General features: G+C 72.1%; 23 protein-coding genes and 2 pseudogenes. 14 read left to right on the forward strand and 11 right to left on the reverse strand.

Annotated elements, in window-relative coordinates; genetic code table 11:
* Positions 1-33 precede the first annotated feature (33 nt).
* The 6 genes and pseudogenes from KUM49_RS33135 (at position 34) to KUM49_RS33160 (ending at position 4808) form a co-directional block, all read left to right on the forward strand.
* The gene (locus KUM49_RS33135) at positions 34-1365 is read left to right on the forward strand and encodes a multidrug effflux MFS transporter (RefSeq protein ID WP_217240650.1); all 1332 of its coding nucleotides are present in this window, start codon (positions 34-36) and stop codon (positions 1363-1365) included.
* Positions 1281-2492, forward strand: a complete 1212-nt coding sequence (locus KUM49_RS33140; RefSeq protein WP_374200222.1) for a serine hydrolase domain-containing protein — start codon at positions 1281-1283, stop codon at positions 2490-2492. Before KUM49_RS33135 ends, KUM49_RS33140 begins: the two co-directional genes overlap by 85 nt.
* Before the next feature lie 101 nt (positions 2493-2593).
* Positions 2594-2752, forward strand: a pseudogene (locus KUM49_RS33145) (rRNA methyltransferase); the annotation flags it as partial.
* A gap of 53 nt (positions 2753-2805) precedes the next feature.
* Positions 2806-3021 (forward strand): hypothetical protein, encoded by a 216-nt coding sequence (locus tag KUM49_RS33150; RefSeq protein ID WP_374200223.1) that lies wholly within the window; start codon positions 2806-2808, stop codon positions 3019-3021.
* Entirely contained in the window at positions 3018-4001 is a 984-nt protein-coding gene (locus KUM49_RS33155) for a small ribosomal subunit Rsm22 family protein (protein WP_217240651.1), read from the forward strand. Before KUM49_RS33150 ends, KUM49_RS33155 begins: the two co-directional genes overlap by 4 nt.
* A gap of 189 nt (positions 4002-4190) precedes the next feature.
* Positions 4191-4808, forward strand: coding sequence for a TetR/AcrR family transcriptional regulator (locus KUM49_RS33160; protein WP_217240652.1), 618 nt, complete (start codon positions 4191-4193; stop codon positions 4806-4808).
* Here KUM49_RS33160 and KUM49_RS33165 read toward each other — a convergent pair.
* Positions 4778-5644, reverse strand: a complete 867-nt coding sequence (locus KUM49_RS33165) for a glycerophosphodiester phosphodiesterase (RefSeq protein ID WP_217240653.1) — start codon at positions 5642-5644, stop codon at positions 4778-4780. The two genes, KUM49_RS33160 and KUM49_RS33165, sit on opposite strands and share 31 nt — an antisense overlap.
* Before the next feature lie 170 nt (positions 5645-5814).
* Between KUM49_RS33165 and KUM49_RS33170 the strand changes: the two genes are divergently transcribed.
* Positions 5815-6549, forward strand: a complete 735-nt coding sequence (locus tag KUM49_RS33170; RefSeq protein WP_217240654.1) for a bifunctional DNA primase/polymerase — start codon at positions 5815-5817, stop codon at positions 6547-6549.
* 86 nt (positions 6550-6635) lie between these two features.
* Positions 6636-6881, forward strand: a pseudogene (locus KUM49_RS48845) (antibiotic acetyltransferase); the annotation flags it as partial.
* Positions 6882-6908: 27 nt separating this feature from the next.
* Here the strand turns inward: KUM49_RS48845 and KUM49_RS33180 are convergent.
* The 6 genes from KUM49_RS33180 to KUM49_RS33205 all read right to left on the reverse strand — a co-directional run bounded on the left by KUM49_RS33180 (position 6909) and on the right by KUM49_RS33205 (position 13383).
* Positions 6909-7910, reverse strand: coding sequence for a hypothetical protein (locus tag KUM49_RS33180; RefSeq protein ID WP_217240656.1), 1002 nt, complete (start codon positions 7908-7910; stop codon positions 6909-6911).
* Entirely contained in the window at positions 7870-8742 is an 873-nt protein-coding gene (gene efeU, locus KUM49_RS33185; protein ID WP_217240657.1) for an iron uptake transporter permease EfeU, read from the reverse strand. The genes KUM49_RS33180 and efeU overlap by 41 nt, the downstream gene beginning before the upstream one ends.
* A 3-nt stretch (positions 8743-8745) precedes the next feature.
* A complete protein-coding gene (gene efeB, locus KUM49_RS33190; RefSeq protein WP_217240658.1) occupies positions 8746-9999 on the reverse strand; it encodes an iron uptake transporter deferrochelatase/peroxidase subunit in 1254 nt (417 codons plus the stop codon).
* Between the two features lie 9 nt (positions 10000-10008).
* A complete protein-coding gene (gene efeO, locus KUM49_RS33195) occupies positions 10009-11148 on the reverse strand; it encodes an iron uptake system protein EfeO (protein ID WP_217240659.1) in 1140 nt (379 codons plus the stop codon).
* 187 nt (positions 11149-11335) lie between these two features.
* Positions 11336-12157, reverse strand: a complete 822-nt coding sequence (locus KUM49_RS33200) for a heme ABC transporter ATP-binding protein (protein WP_217240660.1) — start codon at positions 12155-12157, stop codon at positions 11336-11338.
* Positions 12158-12297: 140 nt separating this feature from the next.
* Positions 12298-13383 carry an iron ABC transporter permease gene (locus KUM49_RS33205; RefSeq protein ID WP_217240661.1) on the reverse strand — a complete coding sequence of 362 codons (1086 nt, stop codon included), beginning with the start codon at positions 13381-13383 and terminating at the stop codon, positions 12298-12300.
* 48 nt (positions 13384-13431) lie between these two features.
* Between KUM49_RS33205 and KUM49_RS33210 the strand changes: the two genes are divergently transcribed.
* Positions 13432-14076 (forward strand): PhzF family phenazine biosynthesis protein, encoded by a 645-nt coding sequence (locus KUM49_RS33210; protein WP_217240662.1) that lies wholly within the window; start codon positions 13432-13434, stop codon positions 14074-14076.
* A 3-nt stretch (positions 14077-14079) separates the two neighbouring features.
* Here KUM49_RS33210 and KUM49_RS33215 read toward each other — a convergent pair whose 3' ends face one another.
* Both KUM49_RS33215 and map read right to left on the reverse strand, forming a co-directional pair.
* Positions 14080-14727: a heme oxygenase (biliverdin-producing) gene (locus tag KUM49_RS33215; protein ID WP_217240663.1), complete on the reverse strand. Its 648-nt coding sequence runs from the start codon at positions 14725-14727 to the stop codon at positions 14080-14082.
* A gap of 183 nt (positions 14728-14910) precedes the next feature.
* Positions 14911-15768, reverse strand: a complete 858-nt coding sequence (gene map / locus KUM49_RS33220) for a type I methionyl aminopeptidase (RefSeq protein ID WP_217240664.1) — start codon at positions 15766-15768, stop codon at positions 14911-14913.
* A gap of 58 nt (positions 15769-15826) precedes the next feature.
* Between map and KUM49_RS33225 the strand changes: the two genes are divergently transcribed.
* Positions 15827-16057, forward strand: a complete 231-nt coding sequence (locus KUM49_RS33225; protein WP_217240665.1) for a hypothetical protein — start codon at positions 15827-15829, stop codon at positions 16055-16057.
* Positions 16058-16117: 60 nt separating this feature from the next.
* On the opposite strand, the gene KUM49_RS33230 is transcribed toward KUM49_RS33225, so the two are convergent.
* Positions 16118-16720, reverse strand: a complete 603-nt coding sequence (locus tag KUM49_RS33230; protein WP_217240666.1) for a hypothetical protein — start codon at positions 16718-16720, stop codon at positions 16118-16120.
* 198 nt (positions 16721-16918) lie between these two features.
* On the opposite strand from KUM49_RS33230, the gene npdG reads away from it, so the two are divergent.
* The gene (gene npdG / locus KUM49_RS33235) at positions 16919-17623 is read left to right on the forward strand and encodes an NADPH-dependent F420 reductase (protein WP_217240667.1); all 705 of its coding nucleotides are present in this window, start codon (positions 16919-16921) and stop codon (positions 17621-17623) included.
* 76 nt (positions 17624-17699) lie between these two features.
* Positions 17700-17879 carry a hypothetical protein gene (locus KUM49_RS33240; RefSeq protein WP_217240668.1) on the forward strand — a complete coding sequence of 60 codons (180 nt, stop codon included), beginning with the start codon at positions 17700-17702 and terminating at the stop codon, positions 17877-17879.
* Here the strand turns inward: KUM49_RS33240 and KUM49_RS33245 are convergent.
* Positions 17869-18669, reverse strand: a complete 801-nt coding sequence (locus tag KUM49_RS33245; RefSeq protein ID WP_217240669.1) for a site-2 protease family protein — start codon at positions 18667-18669, stop codon at positions 17869-17871. The two genes, KUM49_RS33240 and KUM49_RS33245, sit on opposite strands and share 11 nt — an antisense overlap.
* Before the next feature lie 104 nt (positions 18670-18773).
* On the opposite strand from KUM49_RS33245, the gene KUM49_RS33250 reads away from it, so the two are divergent.
* On the forward strand, positions 18774-19496 hold the full coding sequence (locus tag KUM49_RS33250; protein ID WP_217240670.1) for a DUF6578 domain-containing protein: 723 nt from the start codon (positions 18774-18776) through the stop codon (positions 19494-19496).
* A gap of 452 nt (positions 19497-19948) precedes the next feature.
* Positions 19949-20888: BTAD domain-containing putative transcriptional regulator (locus tag KUM49_RS33255; protein ID WP_254402115.1), on the forward strand; the 940-nt coding region annotated here is incomplete at its 3' end.

Here is a 20888-nt window from a genome sequence, read left to right on the forward strand (position 1 = left end):
TAGGCGGCGGATCACTCGGAGAGGGAGGGGCACATGCCCGAGCACGGGGCGTCGGCAGCGGACACGTCACAGGCAGCGGCACCCGGCACGGACATCCCGGTCCGAGCGGTGCGCCGCACCGGCCTGCTCGTCACCTTCGTCCTCGGCGGCCTCACCGCCACGCCCCCGCTGGCGATGGACATGTACCTCCCCGCGCTCCCGGAGGTCACCGACTCCCTGCACGCGACCGCCGCCACCGTCCAGCTCACGCTCACCGCCTGCCTGGTCGGCATGGCGCTCGGACAGCTAGTGGTCGGCCCGATGAGCGACAAGTGGGGCCGCAGACGCCCCCTGCTCGTCGGACTGGTCATCTACGTCGCCGCCACCGCCGTCTGCGCCTTCGCGCCCACCGTCGAGCTCCTGGTCGCCTTCCGGCTGGCCCAGGGCCTCGCCGGCGCGGCCGGGATCGTGATCGCGCGGGCCGTCGTACGGGACATGTACGACGGCGTGGCCATGGCCCGCTTCTTCTCCAACCTCATGCTGATCTCCGGGGTCGCCCCGATCGTGGCGCCGCTCGTCGGCGGGCAGATCCTGCGGGTGACGGACTGGCGGGGGGTGTTCGTGGTGCTGACGGTCATCGGGGCCGCGCTCACCGTCCTCGTCTGGCTGCGGCTGCCCGAGACCCTGGCACCGGCCGACCGGCACGACGGCGGCTTCGGCGAGGCCGTGCGCTCCATGCGCGCCCTGCTCGCCGACCGGGTCTTCTCGGGCTACGTCCTCACCGGCAGCTTCGCCTTCGTCGTCGTCTTCGCCTACATCTCGGCGTCGCCGTTCGTCGTCCAGGAGATCTACGGCGCCTCCCCGCAGACCTTCAGCCTGCTGTTCGGCGTCAACTCCGTGGGGCTGGTGATCACCGGGCAGATCAACGGAAAGCTGCTGGTCGGCCGGGTCAGCCTCGACAAGGTGCTCGCCGTCGGCCTCGTCCTGCTCGGGGTCGCCGCGACCGCCCTGCTGCTGATGTCGGCGGGCGTCTTCGGCGAGGTGGGGCTCGTCCCGATCGCCGCCGGGCTGTTCCTGGTGATGTCCGCGATCGCCCTGACCATGCCCAACGCCCAGGCACTGGCCCTGATGCGCGTCGAGCACTCGGCCGGTGCCGCTTCCGCGCTGCTCGGCACCTCGTCCTTCCTCATCGGCGCGGTCGCGGCACCGCTGGTCGGGATCGCCGGCGAGGACACCGCCGTACCGATGGCACTCGTCCAACTGGGTGCCGTACTGGTGGCGGGTGCCTGCTTCGTGGTTATGTGCCGTCCTTGGAACAGACGTGCGAGCGCGGAGGGTGGGGGTCCCCCCGCTCGAGCGCATTCGAGAGTGGGGGAGGAGAGCTGAGCGCGCCGAGACTGCGCAGCGACACCCCGGAACGGGCCGGGCTCGACCCCGAGGAACTCCGACACCTGGTCCAGCAGGTCCACGACCTCACCGCCGGCGAGCGCCCCTGGGCGGCGGGTGCCGTCGTGGTCGCCGGGCGCGGTCCGGTGATCGCCGTGGAGGAGGCGGCGGGCTGGGCCGTCCGGTACGCCTCCTACGACCCCGCGACCGACCAGGGCGTGGAACTGCCGCGCAAGGCGCGCGTCCCGATGACCGTCGACACCCCCTTCGACCTGGCCTCCCTCACCAAGCTGTTCACGTCGGTCGCGGCCGTCCAGCAGATCGAGCGGGGCACGCTTGGCATCGACGCCCGCGTCGGCGCCTACCTCCCGGACTTCCGGGCGGCCGCCGAACACGGCATCACCGTACGAGAGCTGCTCACCCACACCTCCGGCCTACGGCCCGACCTCCCCCTGTACGAGCGCGCCGACGACGCGGAACGCCTGGCCATGCTGCGGGCGGAGCCCCCGATGAGCGTGCCCGGCACCTACACCTATTCCGACCTGAACCTGCTCCTGCTCCAGCACGTCCTGGAACGCATCACCGGCCGCACCCTCGACGTCCTCGTCCACGACGGCATCACCCGCCCCCTCGGCATGACGTCCACCGGCTTCGGACCGAGTCCAGGCGCGGCCGCCACCGAGGACCAGCGCCGGCCGTGGGCCAAGGCGGACCGGGGCATGCTGCGGGGCGTGGTCCACGACGAGAACGCCTGGGCGCTGGGCGGCGTGGCCGGCCACGCGGGCCTGTTCTCGACCGGCCGGGACCTCGCCGTCTTCTGCCGCGCGTTACTCGCGGGCGGCGCGTACGGCCCCGCCCGCATCCTCGGCCCCGACTTCGTGGAACTGATGCTGACCCCGCCGGGCCTGGGCTTCGCCCTCGACCAGCCCTGGTTCATGGGGGAGCTGGCGGGCAGGGGAGCGGCGGGCCACACGGGCTTCACGGGAACCTCGCTGGTGATGGACCAGGCGACGGACACGTTCCTGGTCCTGCTGGCGAACACGGTCCATCCCCGAAGACGGCCCCCGGACAGCAGACCGCGGGCGAGGGCGGCGACGTGGGTGGCGCGGGCGGTGCGGGAGACGTAGGCGGGTGGTGTGGGGGGCGTGGCCCGGGCGTCGGGGCCCGAGGACCGGCGGCGGAGCCCCAGCCGGGTTCGCACCCGCAGCGGCCCACTGAGAATCGCCGGGTGAACGCCCCCGCACCCCCGGCCGCCGAAACCCTGCGCACCGCCCTCGCCGCCCTGCTCGACGGCCTCCCGCCCCGGCAGGCAGCGCAGGCCGTCGACCGGCTGATCAGCGACTACCGGGGCGCCACTCCCACCAACGCCCCCATCCTCCGGGACCGGCGGCGGAGCCCCAGCCGGGTTCGCACCCGCACCGGCCCACTGAGAATCGCCGGGTGAACGCCCCCGCACCCCCGGCCGCCGAAACCCTGCGCACCGCCCTCGCCGCCCTGCTCGACGGCCTCCCGCCCCGGCAGGCAGCGCAGGCCGTCGACCGGCTGATCAGCAACTACCGGGGCGCCACTCCCACCAACGCCCCCATCCTCCGGGACCGGCGGCGGAGCCCCAGCCGGGTTCGCACCCGCACCGGCCCACTTAGAATCGCCGGGTGAACGCCCCCGCGCCCCCGGCCGCCGAAACCCTGCGCACCGCCCTCGCCGCCCTGCTCGACGGCCTCCCGCCCAGGCAGGCAGCGCAGGCCGTCGACCGGCTGATCAGCAACTACCGGGGCGCCACTCCCACCAACGCCCCCATCCTCCGGGACCGCGCCGACGTGGCCGCCTACGCCGCCTACCGGATGCCCGCCACCTTCGAGGCCGTGCGCTCCGCGCTGGAGGCGTTCGCGCAGGCCGCCCCGGACTGGACACCCGGCAGCCACATCGACGTCGGCGGCGGCACCGGTGCCGCGACCTGGGCCGTCAGTGCCACCTGGTCCGGTGAGCGGCCCGTCACCGTCCTCGACTGGGCCGAACCCGCGCTCGCCCTCGGCCGGGAGATCGCCGCCACCAACCCGGCGCTGCGCACCGCGCACTGGCAGCGCGCCCGCATCGGCTCGGCGCTCACCCTCGACAGCACCGACCTGGTCACCGTGTCGTACGTCCTCAACGAGCTCACCGCCCCCGACCGGGTCGCCCTCGTCGACGCCGCCGCGCACGCCGCCCAGGCCGTCGTCATCGTCGAACCCGGCACCCCCGACGGCTACGCCCGCGTCATCGAGGCCCGCGACCGTCTGATCGCCGCCGGATTCCGGGTGGCGGCGCCCTGTCCGCACAGCGCGGCCTGCCCCATCGTGCCGGGCGAGGACTGGTGCCACTTCTCGGCCCGGGTCAGCCGGTCCTCCCTCCACCGGCAGGTCAAGGGCGGCTCCCTCCCCTACGAGGACGAGAAGTTCGCGTACGTCGCGGCTGCCCGTTTTCCCGCTGCTCCGGCGCCCTCGCGCGTCGTGCGGCGGCCGCAGATCCGCAAGGGGCAGGTGCTCCTCGACCTGTGCGAGCCCGAGGGGCAACTGTCCCGCCGCACGATCACCAAGCGCCACGGCGACCTGTACAAGGCGGCCCGCGACACGGACTGGGGCGACCCCTGGCCGCCGTGAGCTTGTCTCGCCCCCGCCGCCCCTTCCCGTCCCGTCCCTGGGGGCTGCGCCCCCAGACCCCCATGTCGCGCTTCGCGCTCGTCCTCAAACGCCGGACGGGCTGAAAAATCCAGCCCCGCCGGCGTTTGAGGAGCGAGATGAAGCCGCCCGACGAGACGGCCCGTCTCATCTGCCTGCTACCGTCGGCACATGGTCAAGCAGCCCGCCCCCGACACCGCCCGCCGCAGCGAGAGGTCCCGCCGCGCCATCTACGACGCCGCCATCGCGCTCGTCGCCGAGGTCGGCTACCCCAGGACCACCATCGAGGGCATCGCCGCCCGCGCCGGCGTCGGCAAGCAGACGATCTACCGGTGGTGGTCGTCGAAGGCGGACGTGCTGCTGGAGGCGTTCCTCGATCTGAGCGAACAGGCGGCGCGGGAGGCGGACCCGCAGGACGTGTACGTCATCCCGGACACCGGCGACCTCGCCGCCGACCTCAAGGCCGTACTGCGGGCCACCGTCGACCAGCTCAAGGACCCCCGGTTCGAGGCCCCGTCGCGCGCCCTGGCCGCCGAGGGCGTGGTCGACGAGCAGCTCGGCCGGGTCATGGTCGGCAAGCTCCTCGAACCGTCGCTCCAGCTGTACGTGGACCGGCTGCGCGCCGCGCAGGAGGCAGGGCAGGTCCGCCAGGAGATCGACCCGCGCATCGCCCTCGAGCTCTTCGTCTCCCCGCTGGCGCAGCGCTGGCTGCAGTACACCGGCCCGATCTCGTACGAGTACACCGACACCCTGGTCGACTACGCCCTCCACGGACTCGCGCCCAGGTGAGCCCCCCGGGCGGGCCGCCGTGCCAGCCGCCCCGGCGCGTCCGTGACGATCCCGTCGCAGCCCAGCGCCAGTGCCCGGTCCCGCTGGGCGGGCGTGAGCACGGTGTGCGCCCAGACGCGGGGGATGCCGGAGCGCACCGCCCGCGCGATGTCGGCGTCCCGCGCCCGGTGGTCGACGTCGAGCAGGTCGACGAAGGGGCGCCAGCGCTCGGGATGGTCCCGCCGCAGCTGCCCGGCCGTGCGCCACAGCTGGGAGAGCAGACCCAGGCGATGGGTCCGCCGGGCCACCTCGGGATCGTTGGAGTTGACGAAGACGGAGCGGGTCAGGCCCCGGGTGCGGATCAGCCTGGCCAGCCCCTCGATGCTGCGTGGGTCCTTCGCCTCCAGCATCAGGACGATCCGTCCGCCGAGGCGGTCCAGGACCTCGGCCACCGTCGGCGGGCGTTCCGACCGCCAGCTCCCGGGCAGCGAGGCCCGCGGCCGCAGCCGCACCCCCTGCCACTCCGGCGCGCTCAGCCCGCGGACCTCGCCGCCGAGGAACGTCGTGCGGTTCAGGGTGGGGTCGTGCAGCACGACGAGCGTGCCGTCGCGCAGCATCTGCGTGTCGAGGTCCAGTACCTGGGCCGTACCGCGCCGGTAGGCCGCCATCAGCCCCGACATGCTGTTCTCGGGCACCTCACGGGCTCCGCCGCGATGCGCGACGTACGTCACGCGGGGCAACGAGTCCACGGTCAGCGGCCCGGCGCCCCACTCCAGCGGGGCCGTCGGCCCCGTGAGGGTCAGCGAGACCACGGAAGCGGCGGAGGCCAGACCGGTCAACGTGATCCATGTGACCATGCCGACCACGGTAGGGGGGTAAATCCTGGCAAAGCGTGCAATGACACTCGATTCAGGTGACGGGCCCGTCTCGCCCCAGCCATCCCGGTTGTCGGCTCCGGCCCCCCGAAGCGCGGGAAAGTGGGACCATAGGGCATGCTGTTCCGCACGACAGCGAGGCGAGGGGATAGATGAGCGCGGAGTTCGGCGGTCGCACCGGCCGGCAGGGCAAAATCTCCCAATGGCTGCGTGGACGCCGCCCGAAGGAGGCCGTCGGGGACGACGGCCGTGAGGCCCTGCTGCTCGCCGCCGCCGAGGTGGGGCTGCCGTTGGCGCCCGCCGCGTATCCCGCTCCCGGCTACGGCTGTTCCTGCGACCGCGTCGGCTGTCCCACCCCGGCCCGGCACCCCGTGTCGTTCGCCTGGCAGACCCAGTCGACCACCGACCGCGGGCAGATCGAACGCTGGGCCCGGCACCAGCCGCAGGCCAACTTCATCACCGCGACCGGCATGGTGCACGACGTCCTCGACGTGCCGCTGGAGGTCGGACGGGAAGCGCTGGAGCGGCTGCTCGAGTCCGGCATCGAGGTCGGCCCGGTCGCCGAGAGCGGCGGTGACCGGCTGCTCTTCTTCACCCTCACCCGCGGCACCCCCGAGGACGAGGACGAGTGGTGGCCGTGCGAGCTGGACTGCCACCCCGAGACGATGGACGAGCACCCGGGCCTGCGCTGGCACTGCCGCGGCTCCTACGTCCTCGTCCCGCCCGCCCGGCTGCCCGGTGACGACCGGTCCGTGTACTGGATCCGCGGCCTGGAGCACCCACTGCCCGACCCGCTGACCCTCCTGGAAGTCCTCACCGACGCCTGCGCCCGCTACATCGGCGAGGAATCCGACCACGCCAACTCGGCCTGGCCCACGCGCCGCTGAGCCCCGCGTCCGCCAAGGAATCCTGCGCAAGGGACCGCCCGCCGTGCTCAGGCCGCTGGTCACCGCGTTCGAGGCCCGCACGTGCTCTATTGCCGGGCGTACGCATCGGACACGGCGCGATCATCGGCACCGGCGCCGTGGTCACCACCGACGTGCCCGACCACGGCATCGTCGGCGGCAACCCGGCCCGCCTGATCCGCACCCGCTTCGGCGAGCCGGATATCGCCCGGCTCCTGGCCGAGGCCTGGTGGGACTGGCCGGCCGAGCACATCACCGAGCATGTGCGCACGATCATGTCGGGCAGCGTCGACGGCCTGGAAGCCGCCGCCCCCGAGCCGGCGCAGGCGTCCCGGCCGCTCCTACTCGCCCTGCGCCGACGTCAGTCCCTGGATCCGGCCCAGCACCGCCACCTTCTGGTCGCCCGAGCCCTTCGCCGGGTCCAGGGCCACCTCGTTGGAGACGAACTGCATGGTGAGCGACTGCTTGATCTCACCGGTGGTCAGGGCGAGGACGTCCTTGTTGGGCGTCGGCACGGACGTGCCCTGCGCGGCCGTCTGCTTCTCGTAGTGGTGCGTGGTGAAGAACACCAGCGCCCCGCCGTCCTTCGTGCGCAGCGCCAGCGGTGCGTAGGCGCCGCTCGTCAGGGGCTCGTCGATGTACTGGGTGACCAGGCCCGGCTTCTTCGCGTTCTTCTTGCGGGCCGTACGCCACTGGTCGGTGTTCAGGCCGTCGGTGAAGCCGTCCCCGCCGGTCTTGAGGTACGCCGTGTAGTCCTTGCTCAGGTTCCCGGGCGCCACGGCCACGTCGGTCGAGTTCGCGGGCACGGCCTCGGCGAAGCCGTCCGCGTCGGTCTTGAACTCCGGCACCTTCTCCGGCGCGACCAGCGTCAGATACGCCACCTGCCACGGCTCGTCGAGGCCGCCCCGCGTGAACACGAGCAGCCAGCGCGAGGTGCCGCCCTTGTTGCCGGCCGCGTCGGCGAGGAACCAGCGCGGCCAGCCCGCCTTCTTCGGGATCGTGTACTTCGCGTCCGTCAGCGTCAGCGGGGTGTGCGTCGGGTTGCCGTCCGGGTTGTTCGCGGCGCCCGCCTTCAGCCTGGCCCGGTCGATGTCCTCCAGGGCGCCGGTGACGAAGTCGGCGTCCAGGGAACTGTCGTACTCCTTGTCGGCCTCGTTGTACGCGTTCGTGAACTGCTGGAGTGCCTTGGCGGCCTCCGCCTGCGTGGCCGCGGGGAGCACCTCCCGCTCCCCGTGCACCACCATGCATCCGCTCGCCGTCAGCGACAAAGCGGTCACTGATGCTGCTATCAGTGCGCTCCGGTCAAGACTGCGGAGCCTTCGAGGGCCGCGATCCTGGCTCATCAGGTTCCTTCACCTTCCCCTTCCCGGAGGCGAACCCTACCGGGGCGAGGAAAAGCGCGAGCGTCGGGACCAAGTACAGCAGCCACACCGTGACCTGAAGGACCGTCGGGTCGGGCTGGAAGTTGAAGACGCCCTTGAGGAGAGTGCCGTACCAGCTGTCCGGGGGGATGGTCCCGGTGATGTCGAAGGCCTTGTTCGTCAGGCCCGGCAGCCAGTCGGCCTCCTGGAGGTCGTGGAAGCCGTACGCCAGCACGCCGGCGGCCACCACGACCAGCATGCCGCCGGTCCAGGTGAAGAACTTGGCGAGGTTGATGCGCACCGCGCCCCGGTAGAACAGCCAGCCCAGGAACACCGCCGTCGCGATGCCCAGACCGACGCCGACCAGCGGTCGCGGGGTGCCGTCGCTCGCCGCGTGCACCGACGCCCACACGAACAGGGCGGTCTCCAGGCCCTCCCGGCCGACCGCGAGGAAGGCCGTGGCGACCAGGGCGCCGGTGCCCATCTGCAGGGCGGCGTCCAGTTTGCCGTGCAGCTCGGACCTGAGGTGCCGGGCGGTGCGCCGCATCCAGAACACCATCCACGTCACCAGGCCGACCGCGAGGATCGACAGGGTGCCGCCGAGCGCCTCCTGCGCCTCGAAGGTCAGCTCCTGGGAGCCGAATTCGAGCGCGGAGCCGAAGCCCAGGGCGAGGGCGACCGCGACGCCGATGCCGATCCAGATGGGCTTCAGCGCGTCCCGGCGGTCCGTCTTGACCAGGTAGGCGATGAGGATGCAGACGACGAGGCTGGCTTCCAGCCCCTCGCGCAGGCCGATCAGGTAGTTGGAGAACACGGCTCAGGCCTCCTCGGTCAGCAGCGTGCTGCCCCACCAGTCGTCCTTGCCGCGGACGCCGGGCGGGACCGCGAACACCGCGGAACCCACGTGCTGGATGTACTCGTTGAGGGTGTCCGTGGCCAGGTTGCGCTGGATCTGGACGAAGCCCTTGCGGACGTCCCGCTGATAGGCCAGGAAGAACAGACCGGCGTCGAGACGGCCGAGACCGTCCGTGCCGTCGGTGAAGGAGTAGCCGCGGCGCAGGATCGTCGCCCCGTGGTTGGAGTCGGGGTGCGCGAGCCGTACGTGCGCGTCGGGCAGCATCGCCTTCAGGAACGGCTCGTCGCGTTCCTTGGCCTTGCCGACCGGGGCGCCCTCGCCCTTGTCGCGGCCGAAGATGTCCTCCTGCTCCTGCAGCGAGGTGCGGTCCCAGGTCTCGATGTGCATGCGGATGCGGCGGGCGACGAGATAGGAGCCGCCGGCCATCCAGTCGGGACCGTCCTTCCGGTCCACCCAGACGAACTTCTCCAGGCGGTCGGTCTCCGTGCCCGCGATGTTGCGGGTGCCGTCCTTGAAGCCCATCAGGTTGCGCGGGGTCTGCGCGTCGGGCGTGGTGGACGAGGTCTTGCCGAAGCCGAGCTGCGACCAGCGGATGACGACCTTGCCGAAGCCTATCCTTGCGAGGTTGCGGATCGCGTGCACGGCGACCTGGGGGTCGTCCGCGCACGCCTGGATGCACAGGTCGCCGCCGCTGCGGTTCCTGTCGAGGTTGTCGCCGGCGAACTTCGGCAGGTCGATCAGGGCTTCGGGCCGCTTGTCCTTAAGCCCGAACCTCTCGAACAGCGACGGCCCGAACCCGATCGTCAGCGTCAGCCGCGACGGCTTCAGCCCCAGCGCCTCGCCGGTGTCGTCCGGCGGGGCCTCGGGGAGACCGCCGTACGCGCCCTCGCCGACCGCGTGCCCGGCGGTCAGCTGCCGCGCGGCCTCGGTCCAGTCCTTCAGCATCTGCACGAAGGCGGCGCGGTCGTCGGTGGTCACGTCGAACGCGGCGAAGTGCAGCCGGTCCTGCACGGGTGTCGAGATGCCCGCCTGATGGGTGCCGTGGAAGGCGATCGCGGCGCCCGTCGACGCGCCGGCCGGGTCGGCGTCGTCGCCGACGTTCGTCATCGCGACCGTGCCGCCGGCCGCGACGGCACCGAGCGCCAGCCCGGCGCCGCCCCAGCCGATCAGCGCGCGCCGGGAGGGAGCCGCGGCCTCTGCGGAGTCGTCGGTCATGGCCCGCCCCTACTTCACGACGACGGCGGCGGCGAGCTTGGACAGCGGTTCCGCGAGCGCGTTGACGCCGTCCGACAGCTCCTTGCGGTCGGCGTCGCCGACCTTGTCGTAGGAGGTGAAGTCGTACGACGACGGGTCCGTCCGGTACTTGTCGAGCAGCGTGTTCAGCGCGGCGAACTGCTGGTCCAGCTCGGTGACCAGCGCGGCGTCGTTCTCCTTGGCCACCGGCTTCAGCAGCGCGTACGACTTCTCGGCGCCCTCGACGTTGGCCTTGAAGTCGACGAGGTCGGTGTGCGAGTAGCGCTCCTCCTCGCCGGTGACCTTGCCGGTGGCGACCTCGTCGAGGAGTTCCTTGGCGCCGTTGGCCATGGACGTCGGAGTGATGTCGGCCTTGCCGACCCGCTTCTGCCAGTCCTTGAGGTCGGTGATCAGCTGGTCGGCGAGGGTCTTCTCCGCGGCGCCGATCTTCTTGTCCTGCCAGAGCGCCTTCTCCAGGCGGTGCCAGCCGGTGAACTCCTGGCCCTCCTCCAGGCCGTCCGCGCGGACGTCGACCTTCGGGTCGATGTCGCCGAAGGACTCGGCGACCGGCTCGGTGCGCTCCCAGCCGATGCGGGAGGGCGCGTAGGCCTTCTTGGCGGCCTCGAGGTCGCCGTCCTTGACCGCCTTGGCGAAGGTCTCGGCGAGCGGCAGCGTCTCGTCGGCCTGCGCCTGCACGTACGCGCGGTAGGAGGCGACGGCCTTGTCGAGGCGCGGGTCGCGCTTGGCGACCGTGCCGCCGGTGGCCTTGACGTCCTGGCGGATGCCGTCGCCCTTCATGCCGGGCTTGCAGGCGATCTGGTAGTCGCCCGCCTTCACCTCGGCGGTGACCCGCTGCTTCGTGCCGGGGCCTATGTTCTCGCGCTCGGTCACGATCCGGTCGTCCGGGAACAGGACGTAGACCTCGGTGACCTTGGAGCCCTTGTTCTCGATGGCGAGCTCGACGTGGCCGGCCGGGAACTCCGTCTTCGACACTTCGCACTTGTCGTCCGTCGCCGTCACCTCGAGGACCCGGTCGCTCCCCGAACTGCCCTTCTCGGTGCAGCCGGTGACGGCGGCGAGGGCCGCCGCGGTGGCGGCAGCGGTGAGAGCGGAGAATCTGACGGCTCGCATGCGGACTCCAGGGAATGGCCGAAAAATACGCGTGACGCGTCTCACATAAGGTGAGGCTCGCCTAACGTACCTAAGGTTTTCCTGTGTTCGACCCCCTCAAGCGGTGATTCAGCTCTCATGGACGCCGTATGAGCACGACCTGGTCACGGTGGCCAAAACTGGATCTCAGGAAGAGGTCAAGAACCGGTCAAGCGTCCCGACGCGGAGTCACCAGGACCTCTCCGGTGCGTGGATGCGGAAGTACCTCGACCGGCTGGTCGTAGACCTCCGTCAGCAGCCGGTCGGAGAACACCTCGGTGGGCGGCCCCTCGGCGGCCACCCGGCCGGCGTGCAGGATCGCCACCCGGTGCGCGTAGGCCGCCGCGAGACCCAGGTCGTGCAGGACCACCACCACGGCGTCCCCGGCCCGCGCCCGCTCCCGGCACACCCGCAGCACCAGCTCCTGGTGCTTGAGGTCGAGGGCCGCGGTCGGCTCGTCGAGCAGGAGGAGAGGCGCGCGCTGGGCGAGCACCCTGGCGAGCGCGACCCGGGCCCGCTCGCCACCGCTGAGCGCGGAGAACGGCCGCAGGGCGAAGGCGGTCACCTCGGTCGCGGCCATCGCCTCGGCCACGGCCGCGTCGTCGTCCTCCATGGCGAGCGCGGCCCAGGGCGCGCGGCCCATGCGGACGACCTCCTCGACCTTGAAGGGGAAGGACAGCGTGGCGGACTGGGGGAGGACCGCCCGGCGCAGGGCCAGTTCGGGCGCGGACCACTGCGACGCCGGGCGGCCGTGGATGCGTACGACCCCTGCGGCGGGCGGCAGATCGGCGGACAGAGCGCCCAACAGGGTTGACTTTCCCGCCCCGTTGGGGCCGACCAGGGCGAGCACCTCGCCGGCGCGGACCGTGACGGACACTCCGTCGAGGACGTCCCGGGCGCCGAGGCGGACGCGGAGGTCCTCGGCCTCGGCGAGGACGTCTCCGGGCGAGGCGGGAACGGGAGGTGCGGGACGGGGGCGGAGGAGTCTCATGGGAGGGGTCCTTGAGGCGGAGGGCTGAACTGGTGTCAGGGGGCGAGAGCGCCCTGAAGGGGCGCGGGGCTGTTTCGATTTGCGGCTCCGCCGCGTGGGCGCGACCAGCTCCCACGCACCCGCAGACGACATACGACCCTTCAGGCCCAGCCCCCTTGCCTGCGCCGAGTCCTCCGCAGCAGCCAGAAGAAGAACGGACTGCCCAGCAGGGCGGTCAGGACACCGAGCGGCAGTTCGGCGGGGGCGGCGATCGTGCGGGCCGCGAGGTCCGCGGCGAGCAGCACCACCGCACCGAGCAGGGCGCTGCCCGGGATCAGAAACCGGTGCCCGGGCCCCGCGGCCATGCGCAGCAGGTGCGGTACGACGAGGCCGACGAAGCTGATGATCCCGGCGACGCTCACGGCCGCCGCGGTCAGCAGCGCGATGACGACGATGAGGGCGATCCGCATCCGCTCCACGTCCACGCCCAGATGCCGGGCGGGCCGCTCGCCGAGCGCCAGCAGGTCGAGACGGCGGCTGTACAGCGGCGCGACGGCCAGCCCGAGCGCCGCGCACGGCAGGACCGCGAGCACCTTGGGCCAGGTCGCCTGTGCGAGCGAGCCGAGCTGCCAGAAGGTGATCTGCTGGATGGCCGCGGCGTCCGCGAAGAACAGGAACAGCCCGATCAGCGCCCCCGCGAACGCGTTCAGCGCGATACCGGTGAGGATCAGCGTCACCACCTCCGTCCGGCCGCCCTCGCGTGACATCGCGTACACGACCAGGACCGTGCCGAGCCCGGCGACGAACGCGCAGACGGAGACCGTCCACGTACCGAAGAATTCGAGGCCCAGGGCGATCGCGCCGACCGCGCCCACCGCCGCGCCCGAGGAGATCCCGATCACGCCCGGCTCGGCGAGCGGGTTGCCGAACACGCCCTGCATCAGCGCGCCCGCACAGCCCAGGGATGCCCCGATGAGCAGCGCGAGGACGATCCGCGGGAAGCGGACGCTCCACAGCACCGACTCGGCGACCCGGTCCGACTCAGCACCGCCCAGCCCGCTTCTGTGCTGCACCGAGGCCAGTACGTCCCCGATCGGCACCGGGTAGGCGCCGATGCCGGCCGCGACCGGCACGAGGACGAGGAGGGCGGCGACCAACCCGACGGTCAGCAGCCAGGCGGTGGTGTGCCGGCTCGGCGGCGGCGTCGCGGCGGGCGCCTGGTCAACCGCCTTGTCCAGTACGGTCATGGCATTCTCCTGTGGGATCGCCGAGCCACTCAGGGCACAATGCCCCGCGTGACTGACTACGACGTGCTCCGTGTCTTCTGCGGAGCGAACGGCGGATACGGCAACGAACTCGGTGTCGTCCGCGAGGGCTCCCTGCTGCCCGACCCGGAAGAACGGCAGGCGTTCGCCGGAAAGCTGGGCTTCAGCGAGACCGTGTTCGTCGACGACCCCGAGCGCGGCGTCATCGACATCTACACGCCCACCCTGCGCCTGCCCTTCGCCGGGCACCCCTGCGTCGGCACGGCCTGGCTGCTCGACGTGCCCGAACTGGTCACCCCGGCCGGGGTGGTGGGCACCCGCCTGGACGGCGAGTTCAGCTGGATCGAGGCGCTGGCGGAGTGGGTGCCGCCGCGCACGCTGCGCCAGTACTCCACGGCGGCGGAGGTCGACGACCTGCCGGTCCCGCCGAAGGGGGAGTGGATCTACGCCTGGGCCTGGGAGGACGAGGCGGCCGGACGCGTCCGCGCCCGCGCCTTCCCCGGCCGGGACGACGGCATCGAGGAGGACGAGGCGACGGGCGCGGCGGCACTCCTGCTCACGGACCGGCTGGGCCGCGCCCTGAACATCACGCAGGGCGCGGGCTCGCAGATCCTCACGGCCCCGCAGCCGGGAGGCTGGGTGGAGGTCGGCGGGCGGGTGTTCCTGGAGCGCTGACGGTCAGGCGCTCAGCGGAAACTCGTCCCCGAGTGCCCGGAGGACGTCGATGTTCAGGGCGAACGCCTTCCGGCACTCCGCCACGATCCGCTGCCTCTCCAGATCGTCCGCGTCGACGGCGTCCAGCAGCCCGCGGTAACCCCGCTTGAACGCGGCCGGGTTGGAGATCTCCTCGAAGACGTAGAAACGGACGCCGTCCCCCTTCTTCGCGAAGCCCCAGGTCTTCTCCGCCTTGTCGCGGATGATCTGGCCGCCGGACAGGTCGCCGAGGTAGCGCGTGTAGTGGTGGGCGATGTAGCCGGCCGGCCACTGCTCGACGCACTCCCGCACCCGCTCGACGTACGCCCCCGTCGCCGGCAGTGCGGACATCCGCGCCCGCCAGTCCGGGCCGCGCAGATGCGCCAGGTCCCGCTCCAGCGCGGCCAGCCGGAACAGCTCCGGCTGGACGAAGGGCCCCGCCACCGGGTCCGACGCCAGCTTCTCGGCCCCGCTCTCCAGTGCCTCGTACACGAACCACAGCTGCTCGGTGTAGCGCGCGTACGCGTCGACGCCGAGTCCGCCGCCGAGCAGGTCGCTGATGAACGTCGAGGTGTTCGCCTCTTCGTGCTGCTCATGGGAGGCGGTGCGGATGAGTGTCGAGAAGGAGTCCATGGCCCCGATTTTCTATGGTTAGGCTAACCTAAGTCAATGCTTTGCCGACTCTCTGTCGGTAAAACCGTACCCGGAAAATCCGGGGCTCACATGCAGGAAGCCCGCCCTCCGAAGAGAGCGGGCTCGGGCGAGCGGCGGAGCTGTGCAGGGCTGCCGCAGGGCTACGGCAGTCCTGCGACGGGGCTACGGCAGGGTCAGGACCTCCGCGCCCGTCTCCGTCACCACCAGCGTGTGCTCGAACTGGGCCGTGCGCTTGCGGTCCTTCGTCACGACCGTCCACCCGTCGTCCCACATGTCGTACTCGTGGGTCCCGAGGGTGAGCATCGGCTCGATCGTGAACGTCATGCCGGGCTGGATCACGGTCGTCGCGTGCGGGCTGTCGTAGTGCGGGATGATCAGCCCGGAGTGGAACGACGAGTTGATCCCGTGGCCGGTGAAGTCCCGCACGACCCCGTACCCGAACCTCTTCGCGTACGACTCGATGACCCGCCCGATGATGTTGATCTGCCGGCCCGGCTTGACCGCCTTGATCGCGCGCTCGAGGGACTCCCGGGTCCGCTCCACCAGCAGCCGGCTCTCCTCGTCGACGTCCCCCACCAGGTACGTGGCGTTGTTGTCGCCGTGCACCCCGCCGATGTACGCCGTCACGTCCAGGTTGACGATGTCGCCGTCGGCCAGGACCGTCGAGTCCGGGATGCCGTGGCAGATGACCTCGTTGACGGACGTGCACAGGGACTTGGGGAAGCCGCGGTAGCCCAGCGTCGACGGGTAGGCGCCGTGGTCGCACATGTAGTCGTGCGCCACCTTGTCCAGCTCGTCGGTGGTGACACCCGGCGCGATCAGCTTCGCGGCCTCCGCCATCGCCCGCGCGGCGATCCGGCCGGCAACGCGCATCGCCTCGATCGTCTCGGGCGTCTGCACCTCCGGGCCGGTGTACGGCGTCGGGGCGGGCTTGCCGACGTACTCGGGGCGGCGGATGTTTCCGGGCACGGAACGGATGGGGGACAGCTCCCCTGGGACGAGCAGCGACTGGCCAGACATGCCAGCGAGTCTAACCAGCGGTCATGGGGGAACATGTCGGTGGCGAGAGGAGCTGGTCATGGCCCTGTTCAAGAAGCGGACGGTCGGCAAGCCGGGCGAGTGGTACTACTGCCTGCAGCACCAGAAGGTCGAGGAGGGGCCGGAGTGCCCCGCCAAGGACCGGTTCGGGCCCTACACCACCCGCAAGGAGGCCGAGCACGCGATGGCGACGGCCCGCGAGCGCAACCTCGAATGGGAGAACGACCCCAAGTGGCACGACGCCCCGGCGGCGAACCGGGACGACGACTGAGCGGATCGAGCCTGGGTCCGTGCCCTGTGCCGGGTCCGTGCCCCGCCCGGCCGGTGGAGGTCACCAGCGGGCGGGGGGCGGTGCCGTGAGTTCGTCCGCCAGCCTGGAGAGGCGGTCGCGCAAGCGGCGGTGACCGCGCGGCGTCGGCAGGGAGTTCTCGCCGGCCGCCGCGCTCACCAGGTGCTGCACGCTGTCCAGGTCCAGTTCCGCCCCGTCGGGCACGGCCAGCGACTCGTGGGCCATCGCCGTCAGCTCGCCCCCGCCGTCGCCCAGCGCCAGCACCGTCGCCCCGGCCCGCCGCGCGTCGTGCACCCGCTCCAGCAGCGGAGCGCCCGGCCCGTCGGGAGACACGACCAGCAACGTCTCGCCCCGCCGCGCCGCGGCCAACCGCCCCGGTCCGACCGACAGATGCGCGGGGTCGGACGCCCGCGCGTCGTGCCGGACGAGAGTCGGGGCCAGCTCCGGCGTCCCCGACCACGCGGCCTCGTCCACCAGGTGGGCCGCGAGATGCCACGGCTCGTACTCCGCCGTGCCCACGAGCAGCAGCCCGCCCCCGTGCGACACCACGGACCCCCGCAGCGCCCCCGCGAACCGCCGCGTGGCCCCCAACCACTCGGTTCCGGCGAGCACTTCGCGCAGCAACGCGACCCGTACGGCATCCATGCGACCGCATCCTGCCGCAACCAGCGCCGTACGGCACCCGGTTCACCCCGAATTCGCCCTACTCGGGCACAAAGTGGGCCCGCTGTCCGGTCGGCGTGTTCCGGTTCCGGCCAGGGCGGCCCCTCGTACCACTGGTACGTCCCGTGATGCCGCCCACCTGAGCCTTCGCCGTGGGCAAGGCGGACGTAAAGTCGGGCCATGACCTCTACCGACAGTGCACAGAAGGCCCCCGCCAAGGACCCCTGGGACCTGCCCGACGTCTCCGGACTCGTCGTGGGCGTGCTCGGCGGCACCGGCCCGCAGGGCAAGGGCCTCGCCTACCGGCTCGCCAAGGCCGGCCAGAAGGTGATCATCGGCTCGCGGGCCGCGGACCGTGCCCAGGCCGCCGCCGATGAGCTCGGCCACGGCGTGGAGGGCGCCGACAACGCCGAGACCGCCCGGCGCAGCGACATCGTGATCGTCGCCGTGCCGTGGGACGGCCACGGCAAGACCCTGGAGTCGCTGCGCGAGGAACTGGCGGGCAAGCTCGTCGTGGACTGCGTCAACCCGCTCGGCTTCGACAAGAAGGGCGCGTACGCGCTGAAGCCGGAGGAGGGCAGTGCCGCCGAGCAGGCCGCCGCCCTGCTGCCGGACTCACGGGTGACGGCCGCCTTCCACCACCTGTCGGCGGTCCTGCTCCAGGACCCGGAGGTCGACGAGATCGACACCGACGTGATGGTGCTGGGCGAGGTGCGGGCCGACGTGGAGATCGTCCAGGCGCTGGCCGGCCGTATCCCCGGCATGCGCGGCATCTTCGCCGGGCGGCTGCGCAACGCCCACCAGGTGGAGTCGCTGGTCGCGAACCTGATCTCCGTGAACCGCCGGTACAAGGCGCACGCGGGACTCCGTATCACCGACGTGTGAGGGCACGGGGGCACGGGGGCATGGGGGACACTGTTCGGTACAGCAGCGCAGTGCCCCCGGACAGGAGATTCACCCCATGCCCCGCCTCGCCCTCTACGCCCTCGCCGTCTGTGTCCTCGCCGTGGCCGCGGCGGTCGTCTCCTTCGCCCAGGGCAGCTTTCTGGGGATCGTGTGGGTGCTCATGGCGGGACTGTCGTCCAACATGTGCTGGTACTACGTGAAGCGCGCGCAGGTCCGCAAGTCCGTCACTGACTGACCTGGCAGAACTCGTTCGTGCCCTGCCAGAAGCGGAACAGCTCCTGCCCGCAGTAGCTGTCGAAGTCGCTGATCCCGAGGCTCTTCAGGATCGAGTCGACCACATCGAAGAACACGCCGTTGACCGCGGGCAGCCACAGCAGCGCGAACACGAACAGCAGGCCGAAGGGCGCGAACGGCTCCACCTGGCGCTTGACGTTGTACGACAGCCAGGGCTCGAGGATGCCGTAGCCGTCCAGGCCCGGAACCGGCAGGAAGTTCAGGATCGCGGCGGTGACCTGGAGCAGGGCGAGGAAGGCGAGGGCGAACCGGAAGTCGCGCGGCACGCCGTCCAGGGCGTCCAGCCAGAACGGGGCCGTGCAGACGATCGCGAACAGGACGTTCGTCAGCGGACCGGCCGCCGAGATCAGGCTGTGCCGCCAGCGGCCCTGGATCCGGCCGCGCTCGATGAAGACGGCACCGCCGGGAAGACCGATGCCGCCCATGATCACGAAGATCACGGGGAGCACGATGCTCAGCAGGGCGTGCGTGTACTTCAGCGGGTTCAGCGTGAGATAGCCCTTCGCGCCGACCGAGATGTCGCCGCTGTGCAGGGCGGTGCGCGCGTGCGCGTACTCGTGCAGGCACAGGGAGACGATCCACGCGGCCGTCACGAACAGGAACACGGAGAACCCGGGCTGTTCGGCGAACCCGGTCCAGGTGGCCCAGCCGGTCACCGCCGTCACGGCGAGGATCCCGACGAAGACGGGACTGATCCGCCGGTCGCTGTGGCGGGTCATGGCGGTGGTCATGGGGCTCCCTGGCCTCTCGTGCACGCGGTGGGACTGCCCGACGGTACCGGGCGCAGCGGGAAAACGTCTCGCGGTCCCCCGAGGGTTCCGGGGAAGGTGGACCCATGGGGCTTTGGCACGTGTTCTACGCGGACTGGCAGATGGAGTGCTGCGGTACGCCGTTCTCGCTGGGCGAGGAGGTGAGCTGGCCGCTCCTGCTCAGCGACGCCGACGAGGTGCTGGGCGGCGGCTGGCACGACCAGCTCAGCAAGATCGTCGGTCCGGTGGCGGACGTACGGGGCGAAGAGGGTGCCGTGCGGGTGGTGCGGGAGGAGACGGGCCTGCTGGTCGCCCTGCATGAGCAGCTCGTCGGCGCGGACGAGTTCGGCGAGGGTGAGGTGCGGCCGGGGGACCGGATCCGCGCGGTCGGTCTCCTCACGGTCGAGACACACGGGAGCGTCGACCTGCCCGAGGTCCGGGGCCGGGTGCGGGCGATCCAGGTGGTGACCCAGGGCTTCGCGGATCCCGCGCCCGGCTCGGGAGCCGGGGAGCCCGTCCCCGAAGGGCGGTCGCTGCGGTCGGTGGACACGTGCCCCAAGTGGTTCAGCGGCGGCCGAAGCCGCTCGGACGCGGGCGCCGTGGTGACCCTGGAGGTCCCGGGGACGGACTCGTGGCTGTCGCACGCGGTCCGCGAGGCGTGCGGTGGGATCCCGCACGCGGTCCGCGAGGCGTGCGGGATCCCACACCAGGGCGCGGCCCTCGGCACGGAGACCGAGGGCATCCCGGCGGATGCGCTGGCGGCCCTGCTGGCCACCTTCAGCAGGGGTGTGGGACCGAAAGAGGGCTGAGGGTGGCCTTTAATCCGACGGCTGTTCCCCTGCGTGGGTGCGTGGGCCTGCGGGGCGGTTGCTTTCCGCACCGGCGTTTGAGCTGGGGGTCGGCCCTGTTGGCCGGCTCGGCAGGGGGTCCGGGACCGAGAGGGGCTGAGGTGGCCCTCTTGGCGGACGGCCGTTCCCTTGCGTGGGCCTGCGGGGCGGTTGCTTTCCGCACCGGCGGAGGTGCTGGCGGCCCTGTCGGCCACCTTCAGTAGGAGGCCCCGACCGAGGGCCGGGATCGCGGGAGGGTCGGGTCCGAGGGAGTCCGAGGGAGTGCTGGGACCCAGGGAGGCTCAGGGCGGGTCTCTTGCCCGACGGGCGCCCCCATTTCCACAGGCCGCGGGCGATTCCCTCCCCCGGCTGTCGGCGCCCCTTTCCGCCGCACCGCCGGAACGCCGTGACCGGCCTCGACGCCACTGGAGACAATGGACCCCGTGCGCTACCGCATCCTCGGCACCACCCAGGCCCTCCGCCCCGACGGCACGCCCGTCCCCGTAGGCGGGGCGCGGCTGCGTGCGCTGCTGACCGTGCTGGCGCTGCGGCCCGGCCGCGCCGTGCCCGCCGGGCTCCTGGTCGACGAGGTGTGGGGCGACGGCGATCCGCCCGCCGACGCGACGGGCGCGTTGCAGGCGCTGGTCGGACGGCTGCGCCGGGCGCTCGGCGCGGACGCGGTCGCCTTGGTGGACGGCGGTTACCGCCTTACAGCGGCGCCCGACGACATCGACCTGCACCGTTTCGAGCGGCTGGTCGGCGAGGGCATGCGGGCGCTGTCCGACGGCGACCCCACGAAGGCGGCCGTCGTCCTCGACGACGCCCTCACTCTGTGGCGCGGCCCCGTACTCGCCGATCTGCCCGACCGCACCGCCGAGGCGGCCCGCCGACAGGCCCGCCACCTCGACGCCCTGCGCGCCCGCCACACCGCCGCGCTCGCCCTCGGCCACGCCGAACAGTCCCTGCCCGAACTGACCGCCCTGTGTGACACCCACCCCCTGGACGAACCCCTCCAGTCCCTGCGCCTACGTGCCCTGCGCGACGCGGGCCGCAGGGCGGAGGCACTGGCCGCCTACGAGGCCGTACGCCACCTGCTGGCAGACCGCCTCGGAACCGGCCCGGGCCCGGAACTGAGGGCCCTGCACGGGGAGCTGCTGCGGCCGGACGGCTCCGGAGGGCCGGCGAGTGGGCCTCGGCCGGGGTACGGCGTGCGGGCGACCGGGCCGTCCCGCGCGGCTGCCGGGCGGGCCGGGAGTGTTGAGGGAAGTGACGGGAGTGACGGGAGTGACGGGGGCGATGAGGGCCACCCGCCTGTCCCGCCTTCCGGCAGCGGCGACCGGCACGCACACGGCCCGCAGCCAGGAACGGCCGACC

This window comes from Streptomyces sp. AC555_RSS877 (assembly GCF_019049245.1).
GTDB lineage: Bacteria > Actinomycetota > Actinomycetes > Streptomycetales > Streptomycetaceae > Streptomyces.